The organism is Amycolatopsis sp. NPDC051716 (assembly GCF_040681595.1).
GTDB lineage: Bacteria > Actinomycetota > Actinomycetes > Mycobacteriales > Pseudonocardiaceae > Amycolatopsis.
In genome coordinates this window covers 1-19,672 of record NZ_JBFAZA010000071.1, presented here as the reverse complement: position 1 = coordinate 19,672, position 19,672 = coordinate 1, and the positions used below count along the sequence as shown (strand labels likewise).

The 19,672-nt window shown below is 70.6% G+C and carries 20 protein-coding genes and 1 pseudogene; 12 read left to right on the top strand and 9 right to left on the bottom strand.

What is annotated here, in order from left to right; all coding sequences use genetic code 11:
* Positions 1 to 570: 570 nt before the first annotated feature.
* Positions 571 to 705 (bottom strand): hypothetical protein, encoded by a 135-nt coding sequence (locus AB0M30_RS46665; RefSeq protein WP_364598924.1) that lies wholly within the window; start codon positions 703 to 705, stop codon positions 571 to 573.
* 284 nt (positions 706 to 989) lie between these two features.
* Between AB0M30_RS46665 and AB0M30_RS46660 the strand changes: the two genes are divergently transcribed.
* From AB0M30_RS46660 to AB0M30_RS46650, 3 genes are all read left to right on the top strand, one after another.
* Positions 990 to 2,192: an epoxide hydrolase family protein gene (locus AB0M30_RS46660; protein ID WP_364598930.1), complete on the top strand. Its 1,203-nt coding sequence runs from the start codon at positions 990 to 992 to the stop codon at positions 2,190 to 2,192.
* 68 nt (positions 2,193 to 2,260) lie between these two features.
* The gene (locus tag AB0M30_RS46655; RefSeq protein WP_364598921.1) at positions 2,261 to 3,550 is read left to right on the top strand and encodes an epoxide hydrolase family protein; all 1,290 of its coding nucleotides are present in this window, start codon (positions 2,261 to 2,263) and stop codon (positions 3,548 to 3,550) included.
* 21 nt (positions 3,551 to 3,571) lie between these two features.
* Positions 3,572 to 4,564, top strand: a complete 993-nt coding sequence (locus AB0M30_RS46650; protein WP_364598918.1) for a DUF4331 family protein — start codon at positions 3,572 to 3,574, stop codon at positions 4,562 to 4,564.
* Between the two features lie 37 nt (positions 4,565 to 4,601).
* Here AB0M30_RS46650 and AB0M30_RS46645 read toward each other — a convergent pair whose 3' ends face one another.
* A complete protein-coding gene (locus tag AB0M30_RS46645; RefSeq protein ID WP_364598915.1) occupies positions 4,602 to 7,310 on the bottom strand; it encodes an AAA family ATPase in 2,709 nt (902 codons plus the stop codon).
* Positions 7,311 to 7,518: 208 nt separating this feature from the next.
* On the opposite strand from AB0M30_RS46645, the gene AB0M30_RS46640 reads away from it, so the two are divergent.
* Positions 7,519 to 10,299 (top strand): AAA family ATPase, encoded by a 2,781-nt coding sequence (locus AB0M30_RS46640; protein ID WP_364598912.1) that lies wholly within the window; start codon positions 7,519 to 7,521, stop codon positions 10,297 to 10,299.
* Between the two features lie 52 nt (positions 10,300 to 10,351).
* Here the strand turns inward: AB0M30_RS46640 and AB0M30_RS46635 are convergent, their stop codons facing one another.
* The 6 genes from AB0M30_RS46635 to AB0M30_RS46610 form a co-directional block, all read right to left on the bottom strand.
* A complete protein-coding gene (locus AB0M30_RS46635) occupies positions 10,352 to 10,663 on the bottom strand; it encodes a hypothetical protein (RefSeq protein ID WP_364598909.1) in 312 nt (103 codons plus the stop codon).
* An 82-nt stretch (positions 10,664 to 10,745) separates the two neighbouring features.
* Complete coding sequence (locus AB0M30_RS46630; protein ID WP_364598906.1) at positions 10,746 to 11,492, bottom strand: SDR family oxidoreductase; 747 nt, start codon at positions 11,490 to 11,492, stop codon at positions 10,746 to 10,748.
* Positions 11,493 to 11,502: 10 nt separating this feature from the next.
* Positions 11,503 to 12,684, bottom strand: a complete 1,182-nt coding sequence (locus tag AB0M30_RS46625; protein ID WP_364598903.1) for an MFS transporter — start codon at positions 12,682 to 12,684, stop codon at positions 11,503 to 11,505.
* Positions 12,645 to 12,908: a hypothetical protein gene (locus AB0M30_RS46620; protein ID WP_364598901.1), complete on the bottom strand. Its 264-nt coding sequence runs from the start codon at positions 12,906 to 12,908 to the stop codon at positions 12,645 to 12,647. The genes AB0M30_RS46625 and AB0M30_RS46620 overlap by 40 nt, the downstream gene beginning before the upstream one ends.
* A complete protein-coding gene (locus tag AB0M30_RS46615; RefSeq protein ID WP_364598898.1) occupies positions 12,905 to 13,516 on the bottom strand; it encodes a muconolactone Delta-isomerase family protein in 612 nt (203 codons plus the stop codon). Before AB0M30_RS46615 ends, AB0M30_RS46620 begins: the two co-directional genes overlap by 4 nt.
* 232 nt (positions 13,517 to 13,748) lie before the next feature.
* On the bottom strand, positions 13,749 to 13,910 hold the full coding sequence (locus AB0M30_RS46610; RefSeq protein ID WP_364598895.1) for a hypothetical protein: 162 nt from the start codon (positions 13,908 to 13,910) through the stop codon (positions 13,749 to 13,751).
* On the opposite strand from AB0M30_RS46610, the gene AB0M30_RS46605 reads away from it, so the two are divergent.
* The 7 genes and pseudogenes from AB0M30_RS46605 (at position 13,902) to AB0M30_RS46575 (ending at position 19,022) form a co-directional block, all read left to right on the top strand.
* Positions 13,902 to 14,171 carry a hypothetical protein gene (locus AB0M30_RS46605; RefSeq protein WP_364598892.1) on the top strand — a complete coding sequence of 90 codons (270 nt, stop codon included), beginning with the start codon at positions 13,902 to 13,904 and terminating at the stop codon, positions 14,169 to 14,171. The two genes, AB0M30_RS46610 and AB0M30_RS46605, sit on opposite strands and share 9 nt — an antisense overlap.
* A gap of 97 nt (positions 14,172 to 14,268) precedes the next feature.
* Positions 14,269 to 15,036 carry an SDR family NAD(P)-dependent oxidoreductase gene (locus AB0M30_RS46600; RefSeq protein WP_364598889.1) on the top strand — a complete coding sequence of 256 codons (768 nt, stop codon included), beginning with the start codon at positions 14,269 to 14,271 and terminating at the stop codon, positions 15,034 to 15,036.
* A 14-nt stretch (positions 15,037 to 15,050) separates the two neighbouring features.
* Positions 15,051 to 15,926, top strand: a pseudogene (locus tag AB0M30_RS46595) (NAD(P)/FAD-dependent oxidoreductase); the annotation flags it as partial.
* A 173-nt stretch (positions 15,927 to 16,099) separates the two neighbouring features.
* Entirely contained in the window at positions 16,100 to 16,435 is a 336-nt protein-coding gene (locus AB0M30_RS46590) for a hypothetical protein (protein ID WP_364598927.1), read from the top strand.
* Positions 16,436 to 16,600: 165 nt separating this feature from the next.
* The gene (locus AB0M30_RS46585; RefSeq protein WP_364598886.1) at positions 16,601 to 17,293 is read left to right on the top strand and encodes a type 1 glutamine amidotransferase domain-containing protein; all 693 of its coding nucleotides are present in this window, start codon (positions 16,601 to 16,603) and stop codon (positions 17,291 to 17,293) included.
* Position 17,294: 1 nt separating this feature from the next.
* Entirely contained in the window at positions 17,295 to 17,912 is a 618-nt protein-coding gene (locus AB0M30_RS46580) for an SDR family oxidoreductase (RefSeq protein ID WP_364598884.1), read from the top strand.
* A gap of 51 nt (positions 17,913 to 17,963) precedes the next feature.
* Positions 17,964 to 19,022, top strand: a complete 1,059-nt coding sequence (locus AB0M30_RS46575) for a tellurite resistance/C4-dicarboxylate transporter family protein (protein WP_364598881.1) — start codon at positions 17,964 to 17,966, stop codon at positions 19,020 to 19,022.
* 103 nt (positions 19,023 to 19,125) lie between these two features.
* Here AB0M30_RS46575 and AB0M30_RS46570 read toward each other — a convergent pair whose 3' ends face one another.
* On the bottom strand, positions 19,126 to 19,395 hold the full coding sequence (locus AB0M30_RS46570; protein ID WP_364598878.1) for a hypothetical protein: 270 nt from the start codon (positions 19,393 to 19,395) through the stop codon (positions 19,126 to 19,128).
* A 7-nt stretch (positions 19,396 to 19,402) separates the two neighbouring features.
* On the opposite strand from AB0M30_RS46570, the gene AB0M30_RS46565 reads away from it, so the two are divergent.
* Positions 19,403 to 19,663 carry a hypothetical protein gene (locus AB0M30_RS46565; RefSeq protein WP_364598875.1) on the top strand — a complete coding sequence of 87 codons (261 nt, stop codon included), beginning with the start codon at positions 19,403 to 19,405 and terminating at the stop codon, positions 19,661 to 19,663.
* Positions 19,664 to 19,672: the final 9 nt, after the last annotated feature.

The following is a 19,672-nucleotide window of genomic DNA, read 5'->3' as shown; positions in this document are numbered from 1 at the left end:
TCATCACTGAGGATCAGCTCGACCTTGGACCGTCCACGACCCGCCATCACCGCATCCTACAATTAGATAGCGAACTTCAGGCGCAGGACACTAGGCTACTATCGCACTCAGTTCCAAGATCGCGTTCGCGATCCGTGGGGTAATACTGTGTCCGAGACTTGAACCCCACACGTGGGATATCTCCCGTATTTGGGGAGATCATGCGCCGATGGTAGCGCAGAGTCACAGCTCTCGCACCTACCCTCTCGCCCAGTACAAGATGTACGTCGAAATGGCCGACCGCGTAAGTGCCCGGCGGGCGCTGGCCAACGGGTTCTCTCTGATGCTGAACACCGCGACCTCGACAGCCGCCAGTGCGTTGTGAGGCTCGAAGTTCCTCGCGTCGTGGCTGCTGTTCCTGCCCCAGTGCCCCACCGCCGATCCGCCACCCGAGCGCGCCCTGCCCGGCCAGCAGGGCGGTCACCCGCAGCTGCCCGTTGTCCCCGGTTTCCAGTTCGACGTCGTCGACCTTGCGGCCGGCCACGTCGACGATCTGCCAGTCCAGCAGGTGGAAGTCGACACGCGGCGGGGTCATCGGCCGGCTCCGGTGATGACCATCAAGGTGATCGCGGCGATAACCGAGATCAGGATGACACCGAGGTAGATGAGGCCCAGCACGTTGCGGATCTTGCCGTTGACCTGGTCGCCGCGGTGGACGGCGGTCATGTGCGACCACGAGGATCGCCAGGCACGTCAACGGCAGCGCCACCGCCGACAACAGTAACGTGTATTCGGTGAGCTGAACCGGGTCGATGGTCCGACTCACCAAAACCCGGGCGCCCCCTGGGGCCTGACCCAGTGTGTCGACCGGGGTCTTTCACGGGCGCGAATCGCACGAGCGGGTTGCCATGCTGGTGCACATCCAAAGGGCGGGTCGCCGGCGAGGGGCATACCGCCTCCCGTACCCGGATCTGTTCGTGCCGGAATTCGATGGAAAGGCCGTGCCTGAGATGACCACGCTCGAGCAGCGAACGAGCCACGCGATCCGACCGTTCACCGTGTCCTTCCGCAAGGGGGCGCTCGACGACCTACGCCACCGGCTGGCGGCGACGCGCTGGCCGAGCCGGGAGCTCGTGGGCGATCGCTCCCAGGGGGTGCAGTTGGCGACGGTCCGGGCGCTGGCCCAGTACTGGGCGAACGGGTACGACCTCGGCCGGGTGCAGTCCCGGCTGAACGCGCTGCCCCAGTTCACCACCGAAATCGACGGGGTAAGTATCCATTTCGTCCACGTGAAATCGAAGCACGCGGATGCGCTGCCGCTGATCATGACGCACGGCTGGCCCGGCTCGGTCATCGAGATGATCGACTCGATCGGCCCGCTGACCGATCCGACCGCGCACGGTGGCACCGCGGCGGACGCATTCCACCTCGTGCTGCCGTCCCTGCCCGGCTACGGCTTCTCGAGCGAGCCCGCCGAGGTCGGGTGGGATCTCGTGCGCACGGCCCGGGCGTGGGCGGAGCTGATGAGCCGGCTCGGCTACGGCCGGTATGTGGCCCAGGGTGGTGACGTCGGCGCCGGGGTGACCGACGCGATGGGACGGCTGGGTCCGGCTGGCCTGGTCGGCATCCACACGAATCTGCTGGTGCCTGCGCTGAACGATCCGTCGTCGCTGCCGAACGACACCGAGGAGGAACGCGCGGCGCTCGCCGCGATCAAGGTCTTCCAGACCACCGGGAACGGCTACTTCGTGGAGATGGCCACCCGGCCGGAGACGATCGGCTACGCGTTGCTGGATTCGCCGGCCGCGCTCGCCGGGTGGATGATCGACCACGACACGGACGCCTACTACAAGATCGCCGGCGCGTTCGTCGACGGCAAGCCGTCGGGGGGTCTCACGCGGGATCACCTCCTCGACGACATCACGACCTACTGGCTGACCGGCACCGGGGCGTCCACGGCCCGGTCGTACTGGGAGGCGTACGGGCCGGATGCACCGGCCGCGGGCCGCCCGCCGCTGCCGGATCCACGCGTTCCGGTCGGTTTCAGCACGTTCCCCGGGGAGATCTGGCGGACGCCGCGCAGCTGGGCCGAGACGGCCTATCCGACGCTCGACTACTTCGGGGTCGCGGCCCGCGGCGGCCATTTCGCTGCCTGGGAAGAGCCTGAGCTGTTCGCGGACCAGGTGCGGGCCGCGTTCCGGCCACGGCGATAGGACACGGCCGTGGCAAACGCCCGTATGTCCGCGCTGCGAACTCCGACGAATCCAGAAGTGGAGAGACCATGACTCCGTCCGTGTCCCAACCCACTCGACGGCAAGTGCTCCAGGCAGGCGTCGCGGCCGGCCTCACCGTCGCCGCGTCCACCGTGCTGGGGCAGGCGCCGGCCATCGCCGCGCCACCTACCGACCCGAACGGGATCCGCCCGTTCCGGGTCGCGGTCCCGCGCGAACAGCTGGCGGAGTTGCACCGCCGCATCGAGGCAACCCGCTGGCCGACCCGCGAGCTCGTCTCCGACCGCTCGCAAGGCGTGCAGCTGGCGACCGCTCAGGCGCTCGCCCGGTTCTGGACGACCGGCTACGACTGGCGGCGGTTCGAGGCGAAGCTCAACGCGCTGCCCCAGTTCAAGACCCAGATCGACGGCGTCGACATCCACTTCGTCCACGTACGCTCCCGGCACCGCGACGCACTGCCACTCATCATGACCCATGGCTGGCCGGGCTCGATCGTCGAGCTGCTCGAGACCGTCGGTCCGCTGACGAATCCGACCGCGCACGGCGGCGCGGCGGCGGACGCCTTCCACCTCGTACTACCGTCGATCCCCGGCTACGGCTTCTCCGGCAAACCGGACGAGATCGGCTGGGACCACAACCGGACGGCGCGAGCCTGGGCGGAGCTCGTGCACCGCCTCGGCTACACCCGCTGGGTCGCTCAGGGCGGGGATGTCGGCGCCGCCGTAACCGATGGCATCGGCCGCCTGGCCCCGGCCGGTTTGCTCGGCATCCACGTGAACCTGCTGACGCCGGCCTTGGGCAGCACCGCCTCCCTGCCGAAGAACACCGATGAGGAGAAGGCCGCAGCCACCGCCCTCCAGGTCTTCTCGACGAGCGGCCGGGGGTACATCGTCGAGCAGTCGACGCGGCCGCAGACAATCGGCTACGCACTCCTGGATTCGCCCGTCGCCCTGGCGGCCTGGATGCTCGATCACGACACGGACAGCTATCGCAAGATCTCCCGCGCCTTCCTCGGCGGACCGCCGTCGGGCGGTCTCACCCGGGAGCACGTCCTCGACAACGCGTCCGTCTACTGGCTGACCGGGACCGGCGAGTCGGCCGCCCGGCTGTACTGGGAGAGGGCGCGAACCGCCGGCCAGAACTCTCCGGCGGTGAGCGTGCCGGTCGCGTTAAGCGCCTTCCCCGGCGAAATCTTCCAGGCTCCCCGCAGCTGGGCCGAGGCCATCTACCCGACCCTCGGCTACTACCACCAGCCCACGCGGGGCGGGCACTTCGCGGCTTGGGAGGAGCCCGGGCTGTTCACCCGGGAACTCCGTGCCGCCTTTCGCCCGCTTCGATGACCGGATGCCTAAGGAGGCACAATGTCCAATCACTACAGTGCGGCCAATCTGAAATTCCCGGGCGATGACGCCCGCCTGGACCTCACCGACCTTTTCGTGTTCGCCGCGCCTGATGATCCCGCCAAGACGGTGCTGATCATCGACCTGAACCCGTACACGGCCGGCATGAGCGCGATGCCCCCGTTTCTCATGAAACCGGAATTCCATCCGGACGGGATTTACCGGATCAACGTCGACACCGACGCGGATGCGCAAGCCGACGCCGCATTCACATTTGTCTTCTCACAGCTGAAGAACGGTGCACAGACTGCGACCGCCTACTACGCCACCGGCCCGCAGGGCCGCCAGGCCGAACCGTCCGGCGACATCCTCGTCGCCGGTACCCCCGTCGGGTTCGATGCCACGGCGGGGGCGATCCGGTCCGGCCCGGTCCGGCTGTTCATCGGGGTGCGCAGCGACCCTTTCTTCGCCGACGCGGACGGCGCGTTTCACGGCTTCAAGTGGACCGGGCAGGACGCCTTCGCCGACCGCAACATCTTGTCCATCGCGGTGGAGGTGCCCAACGACATGCTCAGCCCGGACCCGGTGATCGGGGCGTGGGCCTCGGTCAGCGTGCGCCGTGACGGCGAGATCGTCCAGGTGGACCGCGGTGGCCACCCGACGATCAATCCGTTCGTCAGCCCGAACAACACCAAGAACGAATACAACCGCAGGCAGCCGGTCGACGACGTGGTGAACTACCTCGAGATCTGGTCCAAGTTCCTGGAAGACAACGGTGGCTACTCGCCGGAGGAGGCCAGAGCAGCCGCCTTGATCGTGCTCCCTGACGTACTTCGCTACGACCGCAGCCGGCCGGCCGGCTATCCGAACGGCCGCACCCTCACCGACGATGCCTTCAGCGCCCGCTTCGCCTGGATGAGCAAGGGGAAGATCGGCTCCCAAGGCCTCCGGCCGCACGACGACCTGCTGAGCGAGTTCCCCTACCTCGGCGTGCCCAACGTTTACCCGGTTTGATCGCCACCAGCCGCGGCACCGAGCAGCAATGACGTTCTCAGGCCAGCAGGACGTCCCGGAGTTTCCGGCGGGAGTCGATGTCCAGCTTCGCGAAGATCCTCCGGAGGTGCCATTCGACGGTGCGCGGGGAGAGGTAGAGCCGCTCGCCGACCTCACGGTTGGAGTAGCCATCGCGGACCAGCAACGCGATCTGCCGCTCCTGGGCGGTGAGCTCGACCCCCGGCGCCCGGACGGCCGTGCGTTTGCGCACGGTTTCGCCGGTGGCCAGCAGCTCGCGGCGGGCGCGTTCGGCGAACGCCTCCATCCCGATGGTGACCAGCATTTCGTACGCGGTCCGCAGCTGTTCGCGGGCCCGGACGCGCTGTCTGCGGCGGCGCAGCCACTCGCCGTAGACCAGATGGGCCCGCGCCGACTCCGGCTGCAGGCGGGTCCGGTCGAGTCGCTCGACGGCCTCGCGGTAGAGATCCTCGGCCTCCGGTCCGTCGGTGACCAGTGCCTGGGTCCGGGCCTCGACGCCGCGGGCGAAGTCGGTGTCGAACGACCGCGTCTTCTCGGTCAGCCGGTCGAGCGCCTCCCGGGCGACCTCCGGCTCGCCGGAGCGGCTGGCCGCCTCCACCAGCTCGGGCAGCAACCAGGTGGAGATCCCCGGCTCGGAGACATAGGTGGTGGCCAGGGCCGCACGCATCGCCTCGGGATAGCGCCCGAGTCCGTTGTAGAGCACGGCGGCCGCCCACCGCGCGGCGGAGTTGCCCATGCCGAGGCCCGCAGCGGTCGAGGCGTGAATCGTGGCTGCGATCAGCTCGGCAGCCTCCGGCTCCCGGCCGCGCAGCGAGAGCAGTCGCAGTTCGCCGTAGGGTGGCAGTGGGTTGCCCGTCGCGGCGGCGACGGCATCGGCCTCGGCGATCGAGGCGGCTGTCGCCTCGAAGTCACCGGTCCAGGAGCTGGCGAAGCTGGACGTGGTCAGCAAGAAGGGCAGTTCGCGCAGCGCGTGGGCGTCGCGCGCCACGCGCAGCCACCGGTCGCAGAGTTCGCGCATGCCTTCGTCGTCCCAGGCGGCGGCGATGCCCCCGGTCGCTACCCAGCCCCACCGCAACACCTGCTCCACGGGCAGGTTCACGAGCGCCGCCGCAGCCCGCCGTAGCGTGCCCGCAGCGGCTGCCGTGCCGTCCGTGACCAGTTGGGCGTACCCGTCGAGCAGCAGGTCCAGCGGGCCGGGGTCGGCCGGCGGCGGGAGGAGCCGGACGGCCTGCGACACCTCGAGCAACGATGCCGGATCGGTGAAGGTGACAGCGATGCCCCACGCGGTCAGGTAGGTCTCGCGTGCGGCTTGCGGTGCCACCGGCTCCAGCTGCCGCGCGGCCTCGATCGTCCGTGCGATGGCGTTGGCGCCGTCGAGGGTGGCGAAGGCAACCTGACCGCGCAGCACCGCCGCCTGTCCCCGCTGCAAGGCGTCGAGTGGGTAGACGCCGACGGCGCTCAGGAGCCGGCCGGCGTCCTCCACGTCACCGGCCTGGAAACTCGCCTCGGCCGCCGAGAGCATGCGGTCGGTGCGCCGGGCCGGGTCGACGGTCAGGACGACGGACCGTTGCAGGAACGCGGCCGCCGCTGCCATTCCGCCACGTGCCTGCGCCCGGGCGGCGGACCGTTCCAGTTCCGCGGCGACGGCCTCGTCGGGCCCGGCGGCGGCCGAGGCGAGGTGCCAGGCACGCCGGTCGGGGGCGGACCGCGGATCCGTGACCTCGGCCAGGGCCAGGTGTGCGGCTCGCCGGGCGGCGGGGGACGCCGCGCGATAGCTCGCGGATCGCACCAGCGGATGGCGGAAGGTCACCCGATCGTCGATGGTCAGCAGGCCGTCGATGCCGCTCATCGCGGAGGGCACGCCGAGCCGCTCCGCGGCGTGCCGGACCAGGTCCGGGTCGCCGACCGGTTCCACGGCGGCGACCAGGAGCAGCAGCCGTGTCTGCTGCGGAAGTGAGCCGATCCGGTTGAGGAAGCTCTCCTCGATCTGGCTGGGCAGCGTGTCGGCGTTCAGCAGGCCGAGGCCGCCGACCATCTGACTTGCGGTCAGGCCGCGAGGCAACTCGATGAGGGCGAGCGGGTTGCCGTGCGTCTCCGCGACGATGCGATCGCGGATGCCGCCGTCCAGAGGCGCGGCGGCGACCGAGTCGAGCAGTGTGCGCGCGTCGGTGTGGCGCAGGCCGGTGATCTCCACCGCCGGGAGGCCGTTCAGCTCGGGGCCGGGGACCCTGGACGCGAGGACCAGGGCGATCGACTCGGCCAGCAGCCGGCGGGCGACGAAGCCCAGGACCTGGGCCGAGGACCGATCGAGCCATTGCGCGTCGTCGATGACGCAGAGCAGCGGCTGCTCCTCGGAGGCGCCGGACAGGAGGTCGAGGATCGCCAGGCCGACCAGGAACGCGTCCGGCCGGGCACCGTCGCGCAAGCGGAACACCGTCTCGAGTGCGGCACGACGGGGAGTCGGCAGGTCCTTCAGCCGGGCCAGCAGCGGCAGGCAGAACTGGTGCAGGGCGGCGAAATCCAGCTCCATGTCGGACTCGATGCCGACGGTGCGTAGCTTGCGGAACCCGCTCGCGGCGCGCTCCGCGTAGTGCAGAAGCGCGGATTTACCGATCCCGGGCGCCCCGCGGAGCACGAGCACGCGGCTTTCCCCAACCTGGACGGCAGCGATCATCTCGTCCAGAGCGGCGCGTTCCGCCTCTCGATCCACCAGGCCGGGCCCGGTCATGCGAACCGCCTCTGCCTCATGACTGTCACCCAGGCCGCCGACCAGGACCGAAGTGACGTCGTACGGCACCAGTCTCGCTTGGTGCCGGCGCCCTGTCCAACAATCACGAGCCGGGTCGAACGTCGCTACCATCACCCGAAGCCGCTCGCAGCAGGTGAGCGGCTCAGCCAGGCCAGTCGAATGCCGCATTGGCCACCCAGAGGACACCATGTCCCGCAAGATCGGAAGTGCTGCGCCGGAACTCTTCGGTCGTACGCGCGAATGCAAGGCCCTCGATCGTCTGGTGACCACTGCGCTGGGCGGCACGAGCCAGGTGCTGGTCTTGCGCGGCGACGCGGGTGTGGGCAAGAGTGCGCTCCTGGGGTACCTGTCCGGGAAAGTCGACGACTGGCACGTCGCGTCGGCGGTCGGGGTCGAGTCATCGATGGAGCTCGCCTACAGCGGCCTGTATCAGCTCTGTGCGCCGATGCTCGACCACATCGAGCGCCTGCCGGCGCCGCAACGCGACGCACTGGCGACCGTGTTCGGACTCAGCGCCGGCCCGCCGCCGGACCGCTTCCTGGTCGGGCTGGCCACGTTGACGCTGTTCGCCGAGGTGGCCGAGGACCGGCCGCTGATCTGCATCGTCGACGACGTCCAGTGGCTGGACCAGGCCTCGGCGCAGATCCTCGCGTTCGTTACCCGGCGGCTCTTGGCCGAACGGATCGCGATCGTGTGCGTCGCGCGCCGGGGAATCGGCGACCAGGTCCTGGCCGGGTTGCCGGAGTTGCCGGTCGGCGGACTGGATGACAGTGATTCGCGAGCGCTGCTGCTGAGCAACATCCGGGGCCCCGTGGACATCGACCTGTCCCACCGGATCATCGCGGAGAGTCAAGGCAATCCGCTCGCGCTCATCGAGCTTCCCCGGGCTTGGAAAGACGGCGATCTCGCAGGTGGCTTCGGGTTGCCGGACAACCAACCGATCGGCAACAAGATCGAGGAGAGTTACGCCCAGCGAGCCTCCTCACTTCCCGCCGATACGCGACTGCTCATGCTGACCGCGGCGGCGGAATCCGTCGGCGACACCGCGCTGTTGCATCGCGCGGCCACCATGCTCGACCTGGATATCGCGGCGCTCGCCCCGGCCACCGACGCCGGCCTGGTCAGGCTCGACGGCCGGGTGCAGTTCACGCACCCGCTCGCACGCACGGCCGTCTACCGCTCCGCCGCGCCGGAGGACCGGCGCCGCGTGCATGGCGTCCTGGCCGGCGTCACGGACGCCACCACCGATCCGGATCGTCGCGCCTGGCACCGTGCCGGCGCAGCCTCGGGACCCGACGAACAGGTCGCCACCGAGCTCGAACAGGCCGCGGAACGCGCCCGGGCACGTGGCGGTCTCGCCGCGGTGGCGGCGCTGCTTCAGCGGGCGGTGGGGCTCAGCGGCGACCCGGCGCGGCGCACCGAACGCGCACTGGTCGCGGCTCGGGCAAGTTTGGACGCGGGCAGGTTCGACGCGGCGCGACGCATCCTGTCGGTCGCCGAGGTCGGGACCCTGGACGAGTACCAGCACGCGCAGGTGGACATCCTCCACGGACAGCTCGCCATGTTCACCACGATGACCGGCGACGCTGCCGCGTCGCTGCTCAAGGCGGCGCAACGACTCGAAACGGTCGACGCCGGTCTCGCCCGGGAGACGTATCTTGACGCGTGGTCCGCCGCGTTCGTCGCCGGCCATGGCTCCGCCGGTGACGACCGCCTCGCCGTGTCCCGAGCGGCACGAGCCGCCCCTTACCCGGACAAGGCCGCCCGACCGGTGGATCTGCTGCTGGACAGCCTCGCCACGCTGACGATCGACGGGCCGCGAGCCGCCGCGCCACAGCTCCAGCAGGCGGTGGCCGCCTTCACCGACGAGGCGTGTCCGCACGAAGAGATCATCCGATGGAACTGGTTGGCGGTATTGGCGGCGTGGACGATCTGGGACGACGAGAGTGTCTACACCCTTCGCGCGCGCACGCTGAAGATCTCGCGCGACAGCGGGGCGCTTGCCCGGCTTCAGGTCGAGCTGGGTGTCTTCGCGCAAGCCGGGGTGCGGTGCGGTGACTTCGCCGACGTCGCGCAAGCGATCGCGGAAATCGATGCAGCCGGAGACGGCGCCAAACCCATCACCGGGTCGTACGTCTCGATGAGGCTCGCCGCCTCCCGCGGCCGGGAGGCCGAGGCTCGGGCGGTGATCGAGGCCGTCCTGACCGAGGCCACGGCGGCCGGGCAGGGAACGGTGACCGAGCGCTGCAACTTCTCCCGGGCCGTTCTGTGCAACGGGCTCGGCCAGTACGAAGAAGCGCTGGTCGCCGCGCGCGCGGCCGTCGAATACCACCCCCGGATGTATCTGTCCGCCTGGGCCGCGGTGGAGCTGCTCGAAGCCGCAACCCGAGCCGGCCGGACGGCAGTCGCGGAGGACGCCCTCCACCACGTGCTCGAGGCCACGGCCCACCTGCCCAACGACGCGGCACAGGGCATCGCCGCCCGGTCCCGGGCGTTGATGACGACCGGCGAGCGGGCTGACGGCCTGTACCGGGACGCCATCGAGCGGCTCGGCCGGAGCCTGCTGCGACCCGAACTGGCCCGCGCACACCTGCTCTACGGTGAGTGGCTGCGCCGCGAGGGCCGGCAGCTTGCTGCGCGTGGGCACCTGCACGACGCTCATGAGCAGTTCACCGCGATCGGGATGGAAGCGTTCGCGGAACGCGCCCGCGCCGAGCTGGCGGCGACCGGCGAGACCGTGCGCAAGCGGTCCGACGACACCCGTACCCAGCTGACCCCGCAGGAGCTGCAGATCGCCCGGATGGCGCGCGAGGGGCTCTCCAACCCGGAGATCGGTGCCCGGCTCTTCCTCAGCCCGCGTACCGTCGAGTGGCATCTGCGCAAGGTGTTCGGGGTCCTCAGCATCAGCTCCCGTCGGCAGCTTCGTACCAACCTGCCGGAGCTGGACACGGGACTCGTGAAGGAATAGCCAGGGTCTCCGGACCGGGCTGCGACAGGCGCCGCGCCGCTCTCGGGCACGATCAAGCCCAGACGATCTTCCTTCCCGGCATGGGCTCCGCGAGTGCTGCCCGCGATGCGGGCGCACCGAAGGGATCCGTGAAGTACTGCGTCTCGTGCGCCACCTGGTCGTCGGCGAATTCCATGATGCTCACCGAGTAGGCGGGTACGCCGTCATAGGTGATCACGCACTCGCTCACCCACAGGTTCCGGCCACCGACGATTCGCAGGACGGTGAAGTGCCGCTCGGCGGGGTGACCGCGGCGTTGGCTCGAAATCGCCGCACGACCTCGGAACCGCTCCCCCGACTGCGGGTAGTCCAGGATCGCATCCACGGCGTAGATGACGTGTTCGGCTTCGGTGTCCCCGTCCTCCGATGCTTGCCAGTGCTGCTCGATCGCCGCTTTGGTTCGAGTGTCAAGGTCCATCGTGTTGGCCTTTCTCGGACATGATGAGCTGCTGGCCGCCGTCGACGTCGTAGGTCGCGCCGGTGAGTGCCGTGTTGGTCATCAGATGCCGGGCCAGGGCCGCCACGTCCGCCGGGCCGACGACGCGGCGGATCGGCAGCGTCGCTCGAAGTTGTTCCCGGCGATGGTCGAGCTCGTCGCCGAGCAGGCGGGCCGACAGCGGGGTGTCGACGAACCCGGCGGCGATCGCGTTGACCCGGACCGGAGCGAGTTCGACGGCGGCGTTCGCCGTGATGGCGGGCAGCGCGGCGGCCGCGATGGCCGCCAGGCTCAAGCCGACGCCGGGACGCCGGGCATGGGTACCCGTGACGAAGGTCAGCGATCCGCCGGGACGGACCCGGGTCGGGCATTCCCGGGCGATGCGCAGGGACCCGAGCAGGTGCTCGTCGAGCACCCCCAGGGCCCGGTCGAAGTCCAGCTCGGCGATCGGCGAGTAGAACGGCCCGCCGCCGGAGACCAGGACGTGGTCGACCGGCACCGGTAGCTCGGCGAAGAACCTCCGCAGTGCCGCGGCGTCGCCCAGCTCCAGCAGCGCGGTCGACGCGCCGAGTTCGTCGCTCGCGGCACCGAGCCGCTCCTGGTTCCGGCCGGTGAGGACGAGCTTCGCCTCGGCCGCGTGTGCCTGGCGGGCGGTCTCCAGGCCGATGCCGGAGGTTCCCCCGATGATGACGACGGTGCTTCCCGACAAACTGTCCATTGTGTCCTCCTCAAGGGGCCGTCGCCGGTTCCGGCACGGCACAGGAGTGAAGCCGCGGACCGGACGCGGCGCCCGGCCTGGCGGTACGACGGTTCGGGACGAACACCGCCGCGAGGAGCGCGGCGACCACGCTCACGCCGGCCATGACCAGCATCGCGGACCGGTAGTGCGCGGCCGCGGGCCCGGCCAGGTCGGTCGCGCCGCCGGCGCCGAGCAGCGCCGGGACGAGCGCGATCAGGACGACGCCGCCGACCCGGGACGCGGCGTCGTTGACGGCCGACGTCTCGCCGAGGTCGGGGTCGTCGACGGCGGCGAGCACCCCCGCGGTGAGCGGGGCGACGGTCAGCCCGATCCCGAGGCCCCAGAGGATCGCGCCGGGCAGAATCGCCTCGAAGTACGTGTCGCCCGGCAGGGCCGCCGACAACCAGCCGAACCCACCGGCCACCACCAGGATGCCGGCCGCCATCGGCCACCGCGTCCCGACCCGGGCGACCAGGCCGCCGACGAACGGGGACACAACCAGGAACACTGCCGACTCCGGAATGAGCGCGGCGCCGGCCGCGGTGGCGCTGTACCCGAGCCGCAGCTGGCACTGCAGGACGACCAGGTAGCCGGCGGCGGCCAGGGCGCCGTAGAACGGCAGCGTCGCGGCGTTGATCGCGTCGAACGGCCGTGACCGGAACAGGGCCGTCCGCAGCATGGGCCGGCGCGTGTGCCGCTCGACCGGGACCAACACCACCAGGCAGGCCAGCCCGAGCACACCGGAGGACAGGACCGGCCAGGTCGTCCACCCCGATCCCAGGCCCGCGGTGAGGGCGTAGATGACGCCACCCAGGCCCACCACCGCGAGCAGGGCACCGACGGCATCCACCGACAGGGGCCGCCGGTCGCCGGTGCCCGGCGGGACGCGGCGCAGCACCCACCCGGCGGCGACGACGAGCGGCAGGTTGAGCAGGAAGACCCAGCGCCACGAGGCGTGGTCGATCAGCCACCCGCCGCCGTACGGGTCGACCGTGGTGCCGAGGGTGGCGATCCCGGCCCAGATACCGATGCCCCGCGCCCGATCGGGCGTCCGCAACGCGCCGTTCAGCAGAGCGAGGCTGCTGGGCACGACCAGCGCACCGCCCACGCCCTGCACCAGCCGGGCCGCGATCAGCGTGGCCGGCGTCGGCGCGACTGCACAGCGCAGCACAGCGAGGCGACGGCGACCAGGTAACCGGTCAGCACCCACTGCAGCCGGCTGATGCTCGCGTGCAGGTCGCGCCCGATCGCCGGCACGGCCACGTTGATCATGTACGCATCCAGGAAACCGATCAGGGAAGCGAGCACGATCGCGGCGACGAGTGCGGCCCCGGCCGGGCTGCGCAGCGCCACCAGCGCCGGTCCGGTCGTGCCCGTGGCCGGCTCGGCGGTCACGGCGTCGCTCCCGCGATCACCGGGTCACTGGGGTGCCGGGTCAGCGACACCGTTTCGACACCGAGCCAGTCGCCCAGCGGGAGGGCCCGCAGGATCTCCCGCAGCCGGGTGGCACCGGCGGCCTGCCAGAGCCCGAGGTTGCGGCCTTCGCCGGGCAGCTTCCACAGGCGGACCAGGTACCCGTCGGCGGCCAGCTCACGAGCACGGCCGGCCTCGCGCGCGAACCTCTCGTCGACGGCCTCCGGGCTCGTCCCGACCGGAACGCCGACGACCAACGTGACCAGGTACTCCTCGTCGCCCGCCGCGAACGGCACCTTGCCGGGACCGGGATCGTTGGGGTGCGCGCCGAGCGCGGTGACCTCGTCGGTCCGCCAGACGCGCAACGGCATCGAGGCGAGAACCCGTTCGAGGTCACCGGCGTCGTCGGCGGCGAACAGCCCGATCGTGCGCCATTCGCCCGGCTCCAGCGGGGGACGCCACAGCCGCAGCACCCGCCCCTGGGCAGCGAGGTCGCGTGTGTGCGCGGCCTCCCGTGCCCGGATGTCGTCCACCTCGTGCGCCGGCGTTCCGTCCGGCACCCGGGTGGTCATGGTGACCAGGTACTCCATCTCCAGCCTCCTCGTCGGTCGGCCCGTCCAGGGTGCGGCCGGCCGGTGGCCGCTCGCGCCCGTGACTCCCACTGGCCGGCGGAACCAGTGAGAGTCACGGGCGCGAGCCGGCGGCCGGTCGGACGAAACTCGGCACGTCGGATTCCCCACGAGTGCAGGAGGCGCCGGTCATGGACATGAAGCTCGAGGTCGTCGTGGTCCCGGTCGCCGACGTCGACCGCGCCAAGGCCTTCTACACGGCGCTGGGCTGGCGGCTCGACGCCGACGTCGCCACCGACGAGAACTTCCGCGTGGTGCAGGTGACCCCGCCCGGGTCGCCGGCGTCGGTCATCTTCGGCACGTCGGTCACGTCCCAGGCACCCGGCTCGGCGCCGATCCGAGCGAGGTGTTCCACGACACCGGTGGCGTCTTCCACCACGCCGGGACCGACGCCCGGGTGCCCGGCCCGGATCCGCGGCGCGCCAGCCACGGCTCTTTCCTTTCGTTCGACGATCCGGACGGCAACGGCTGGGTCCTGCAGGAGATCACCACCCGGCTCCCGGGGCGGGTTGATCCGGCGGTCACCACGTTCGCCTCGGCCGCGGACCTCGCGGGCGCGCTGCGCCGTGCCGCCGCGGGCGGACCCGGACTGGTACGCGGAGCGCATGGTGCGTGAACAGTCCGGAGCAGAACTGCCCACCTGAGACGCGTGGACGCGGCCGGCCGGCCGGCCTGCTCGAGCGCCGCCCCCGACACGGAAGGAGGAGAGGCTCATGTCCGAGAAGTCGCTGGCCGGAGCCGTCGCGCTGGTCACCGGCGCCAGCAGCGGGATCGGCGCCGCGACCGCACGCCACCTCGCCCGCGAGGGCGCGGCGGTCGCCCTGGTGGCGCGTCGCCGCGACCGACTGGACCAGGTCGTGACCGACATCGCCGGACTCGGCGGCCACGCGGTCGCCGTCACGGCCGACATCACCGAGCCCGAACGCGCCTACGAGGCTGTGCAGGCCACGCTGGAGCGGTTCGGGCGGCTCGACGTCCTGGTCAACAACGCCGGGATCATGCTGCTCGGCTCGGCGCTGCAGACCACCGTCGAGGATTGGGACCGGATGGTCTCCCTCAACGTCGCGGCGCTGCTGCACGTCACGCACGCCGCGGTTCCGTACCTGATCGACGCGGCATCGACCTCGCCGCGGCAGGTGGCGGATCTGGTGAACGTCGGCTCGACGGCCGGGCGGGTCGCCCGGCCGGGCAGCAGCGGCTACACCCTGACCAAGTTCGGCCTCACCGGGTTCACCGAATCGCTCCGCCAGGAACTGCTCGGCGAGGGCGTCCGGGTCAGCGTGGTGGAGCCCGGCACCGTGGACACGGAACTGGTGGACCACCTCGGCGACGCCGTCCGGGACGCTGCCCGCCGGCAGGTCGGCGGGATCGAAGCGTTGCGGGCGGACGACATCGCGGAGGCGATCGGCTACATCGTCACGCGGGACCGGCGGGTGGCCGTCAACGAAATGCTGGTCCGAGCCGGCGAGCAGACCTGGTAGGCGGGAGCCGGAAGATGAACAGCGGTTACGACGTCATCGTGCTCGGCGGCGGGTCGCCGGGCGAGCACTGCGCCGGCGCTCTCGCCGAAGGCGGCCTGCGCGTCGCGCTGGTCGAGCGGGAACTCGTCGGCGGGGAATGTTCCTACTGGGCGTGCATTCCGTCGAAGACGCTGCTGCGGCCGGGCGAAGCAGTACGTGGAGCACGCGACGCCGAGTCCACCGCCGAGGTCGATGCCGAACGGGCCCTCGCGTGGCGCGACTTCATGGTGTCGGACTACTCCGACGCGGGACAGGAGCGATGGCTGGCGAGCCACGGCATCGACCTGCTGCGCGGCACCGGCCGGCTGGCCGGACCGGGTGTCGTCGAGGTGACCGGCACCCGCTACACCGCCACCCACGTCGTCGTCGCCACCGGCGCCTCGCCGACCATCCCGGACATCCCGGGCCTGCCGGAACTGGCGGGCATCTGGACCAACCGCGAGGCCACCGCGATGAAAGCGGTACCGCACCGGCTGATCGTGCTCGGCGGCGGCCCCGTCGGCGTCGAGCTGGCCCAGGCGGTCCGGCGACTGGGCGGCGAGGTGGTCCTCACCGCCCACGGCGGGCGCGTCCTGCCGCGTGAACCCGCCCCGCTGGGCCAGGCGCTCGGCGAAGTCCTGCGCCGCGACGGGATCGAGCTCGTGCTCGGCCCGAAGGCGATCAAGGCCCGGTGCGAGGACGACGACTACGTCCTGACCCTCGACGACGGGCGGGAACTACGCGGCGACAAGCTCCTCGTCGCCACCGGGCGCCGCCCGCGGGTGCACGATCTCGGACTCGAAACGGTCGGTGTGACGGCGGGCGACAAGGGCATCGCGGTCGACCGGCGGCTGCGTGCCGCCGGGAACCTCTGGGTCGTCGGTGACGCCACCGGCCTGGAAATGCTCACCCACGTGGGCAAGTACCAGGGCGAAGTGGTCGCGGACAACATCCTCGGCACCCCAAGGGAAGCCGATTACACGGCGGTGCCCCGCGTGGTCTTCACCGACCCGCAAGCAGCGTCGGTGGGCGCGAACACGGCACGATTCAGCGCGACCGCTCCGATCTCCGAGGTGGCCAAGGCCGCGACCTACGCCCGGGCCTACGCCAAGGTCAACGGCTTCCTGACGCTGCTCAGCGCGACGGCGAAGCGCTCACCGGCGCCTACGCCCTCGGCCCGGAGGCCGGGGAATGGCTGCAACAGGCGACGCTGGCCATCCGCGCCCGCATCCCGCTCGACGTCCTGCGCGACACCATCCAGCCGTTCCCGACGTTCTCCGAAATCTACGTCGCCGTGCTCAACGGCCTGCGCGAGCAGATCACCGCGGCCCGGCAACCGGCCGCCAAGGGGCGTCCTGAAGCGAGGGAAGGATCTCCATGATCATCAAGCGGCTCTTGGCCAAGCTCGTGGGCGCCGGAGCAGTCGCGTCCTCACTGGCCGGCGTGCCCCCGACGGCCGCCACCCCGGGACCGGTCGCCGACGGTCGCCTTGTCCGGCGGCAACCCGGCCGGTTCCTTCGACCGAGCTCATAAGGAGTGATCAACCATGGCGAAGATCCTGTTCGTGGTTTCCGGAGCGACGTACCTGACGTTGAAAGACGGCACCAGGTACGCCACCGGGTACTGGGCCGAAGAGTTCGCGGCCCCGTACAAAGCGCTTACCGAGGCCGGCCACCAGGTCGTGGTCGCGACGCCCCGGGGGGTGACCCCGAACGTCGACATGATGAGCCTGCGCCCCGAAATGGCGGGCGGCGTGGAGGGAGCACTGGAACTCGAGGCGATCATCCGCTCGGCGGAGGTCATGCGCCGGCCGCTCAAGCTGTCCGACGTGCGCCTCGAGGACTACGACGCGGTGTACCTGCCCGGCGGCCACGGTCCGATGGAGGACCTGTGGGTGGACGCCGACGCGGGACGGATCCTCACCGCGCAACTGGCCTCGGGAAAGCCGCTCGCGATCGTGTGCCACGCCCCCGCCGCGATGCTGGCCACCAGGATCCACGGCGTGTCGCCCTTCAAGGGTTACCGGGTCACGTGCTTCACCAACGACGAAGAGGAGGCCGTCGGGCTCGCCTCCAGGACCCGGTGGCTGCTGGAGGACGAGCTGAAGGAACTCGGCGTCGAGTTCAGCCGCGGCGAGATCTGGAAGCCGTACATGGTGGAGGACCGCAACCTGATCACCGGGCAGAACCCGCACTCGGCCGCGATCCTGGCGGACCGGCTGATGCAGATCCTCGAGTAGCATGCCCGGCAAGAAGGTCGCCGTCATCACCGGCGCTTCACAGGGTATCGGTGCCGCCCTGGTGGCGGCGTACCGCAAGCTCGGCTACGCCGTCGTCGCGATGTCGCGGAGCATCGCGCCCGGGGCGGACCCGGACGTCCTCGCCGTCCGAGGCGATGTCGTGGACCCCGCCACGGCGGAGCGCGTGGCCGCCGCCGCGATCGAGCGGTTCGGCCGCATCGACACCCTGGTCAACAACGCCGGCGTCTTCATCGCCAAGCCGTTCACCGAGTACACCCGGGACGACTACGAGGCCGTCACCGGCGTCAACCTGACCGGGTCCTTCCGCATCACCCAGCTCGCGGTCGAACAGATGCTCCGCCAAGGGGGCCTGCAGTCCGCCACCAAGGCGCTGGCCATCGAGTACGCGGCCCGCGGCATCCGCAGCAACGCGGTCGCGCTGGGCGTCATCAAGACCTCGAATCCGGCTGCGTACGAGGATTCTCTCGCCCGGCTCCACCCACTCGGAAGGCTGGGTGAGATCAGCGACGTCGTCGACGCGATCGTCTACCTCGAGAACGCCCCGTTCGTCACCGGCGAAATCCTGCACGTCGACGGCGGCAAAAGCGCCGGCCACTGATCGCACAATGCCGCCAAGGCCTGGGTTTTGGCCATCAGTGAAAGGTACGTCATGGACCGATACCGGACGGTTGCGTCCTCCGCGGTCGCGAATCTCAACGCGGGGGCGTGCGCGTTCGTCATGGGCACCGCCATCGTGTCCACCGCCCTGAACCTCAACGGCGCCCGCATCGCCTCCGTCGTGCTGCTGGTGGTGGGCCTGGCCGGGTTCGCGGTGCTGTTACCGGCCTACGGGTGGCGCCTGGTGCACTGGCGACAGCGATTCGCCGCGGACTTCTTCGGGCCGCGAGCGTTCGCGTTCCTCACCATCGCCATCGCCGCCAACGTACTGGCCGCCCGCCTGGTATCGGACGGCCATACCGCGGCGGCTTGGGCGTTCCTGGCGTTGGGAACGCTCGGGTGGCTGCTGCTGGGCTACGGGATTCCCCTCGGCCTGATCGCCACCACGAGGCGGCGGCCATCGATCGACCAGGTGAACGGCACCTGGTTCCTCTGGGCGGTCAGCTCCGAGTCGGTGGCCGTCGCGGCAGCCGCCCTGAGTCGCCAGATTACGGGCCACCTGCTGCCGATACTGGCCATGGCGTGCTGGGCCATCGGGCTGATGCAGTACCTGCTGACCGCCGGGATCGTCCTGGCCAGGCTGCTGGCGCGGCCAGTGGTGCCGGAGAACCTCATGACCTCGGCCTGGATCTTCATGGGCGCGGCGGCGATCACCGTGCTCGCCGGGGCGAGGCTCCTCGAACTGTCACTGGAGGATTTGATGCTGCCGCGCTCGGTCATCGTCGGCTGGTCCGTTGTCCTGTGGGCGTTTTCGAGCTGGCTGGTTCCGATGCTGCTGGCTTTGGGGATATGGCGGCATGTGCTGCGACGTATCCCGCTGCGATACGACTTCGGCTGGTGGAACCTGGTCTTCCCGATCGGGATGTACGGGGTCACCACCCACGAATGGGGACGCACAACCGGAACATCATGGCTGACCTCGCTGGGCCGCGGGGAAATCTGGGTCGGTGCGGCGGTCTGGGTAGTGGTGACCACCGCCATGGTGGCCGGCGCGCTTCGGCCGTACCTCACGAACAGGCGTGGCAGCGCTACCAATCGACGCATCGCGTAGCGACGCCGCCCAACCGATATGCTCCAAGCCCGGGCCGCCCCCGCTACCGTTTTCGTAGTTCCTGATCAAGGAGCTGTGGTCACCAGGCCCGGCATGCCGTCGATCAGCGCGGCACGTGCCGCGGCGCCAAGCCCGGCCAAGCGGGACTCGGCGGGCCGCAGGACTCGGGGGCGGCGGCGCGATGCGCGCGGACATTGGCCAGGAAGCCGGGCAGGGCCGGGCGCGGCAGCCCGATGCCCCGTTCGTCCTGGCCGGCGAGCTTGGCCCGGGCGGCCTGGACGGTACGCGTGAAGTCGCTGACCAGCGCCAGGTAACGCTGCACGTCGTCGCCGGTGGCGAGGGTGAACGGGCGGAACACCTGCTGGCCCGCCATAGTCCGGGTGCCGGCCGAGCACGTCGTGTGCTGCGGCGGCGATGGAGGCCGGGCTGGTCGTGTCGATGACTACGGTGTCGATCGCCGGGTGTTCGGCGCGAATGTCGGCGAGCCGGTCTGCGCGGCGGCCGCCGATGATGACAGTGTTACCTCGGAGCCGTGGGGCGAGGCCGAGCCCGATGCCGGAGGTGGCGCCGGCGATGAAGATGGTGTTGCCGCTGGTGTTCATCTGTCGGTGCGGTTCAGTGTCCGGTGGAGTAGAGGTTGATGAGGTTGC

What these genes read in the sequence shown, in the direction of transcription:
- AB0M30_RS46665 (WP_364598924.1), bottom strand. Translation starts at nt 705, where the DNA reads ATGACCGCCGTCCACCGCGGCGACCAGGTCAACGGCAAGATCCGCAAC.
- AB0M30_RS46660 (WP_364598930.1), top strand. Translation starts at nt 990, where the DNA reads ATGACCACGCTCGAGCAGCGAACGAGCCACGCGATCCGACCGTTCACC.
- AB0M30_RS46655 (WP_364598921.1), top strand. Translation starts at nt 2,261, where the DNA reads ATGACTCCGTCCGTGTCCCAACCCACTCGACGGCAAGTGCTCCAGGCA.
- AB0M30_RS46650 (WP_364598918.1), top strand. Translation starts at nt 3,572, where the DNA reads ATGTCCAATCACTACAGTGCGGCCAATCTGAAATTCCCGGGCGATGAC.
- AB0M30_RS46645 (WP_364598915.1), bottom strand. Translation starts at nt 7,310, where the DNA reads ATGACCGGGCCCGGCCTGGTGGATCGAGAGGCGGAACGCGCCGCTCTG.
- AB0M30_RS46640 (WP_364598912.1), top strand. Translation starts at nt 7,519, where the DNA reads ATGTCCCGCAAGATCGGAAGTGCTGCGCCGGAACTCTTCGGTCGTACG.
- AB0M30_RS46630 (WP_364598906.1), bottom strand. Translation starts at nt 11,492, where the DNA reads ATGGACAGTTTGTCGGGAAGCACCGTCGTCATCATCGGGGGAACCTCC.
- AB0M30_RS46615 (WP_364598898.1), bottom strand. Translation starts at nt 13,516, where the DNA reads ATGGAGTACCTGGTCACCATGACCACCCGGGTGCCGGACGGAACGCCG.
- AB0M30_RS46600 (WP_364598889.1), top strand. Translation starts at nt 14,269, where the DNA reads ATGTCCGAGAAGTCGCTGGCCGGAGCCGTCGCGCTGGTCACCGGCGCC.
- AB0M30_RS46585 (WP_364598886.1), top strand. Translation starts at nt 16,601, where the DNA reads ATGGCGAAGATCCTGTTCGTGGTTTCCGGAGCGACGTACCTGACGTTG.
- AB0M30_RS46580 (WP_364598884.1), top strand. Translation starts at nt 17,295, where the DNA reads ATGCCCGGCAAGAAGGTCGCCGTCATCACCGGCGCTTCACAGGGTATC.
- AB0M30_RS46575 (WP_364598881.1), top strand. Translation starts at nt 17,964, where the DNA reads ATGGACCGATACCGGACGGTTGCGTCCTCCGCGGTCGCGAATCTCAAC.
- AB0M30_RS46570 (WP_364598878.1), bottom strand. Translation starts at nt 19,395, where the DNA reads ATGGCGGGCCAGCAGGTGTTCCGCCCGTTCACCCTCGCCACCGGCGAC.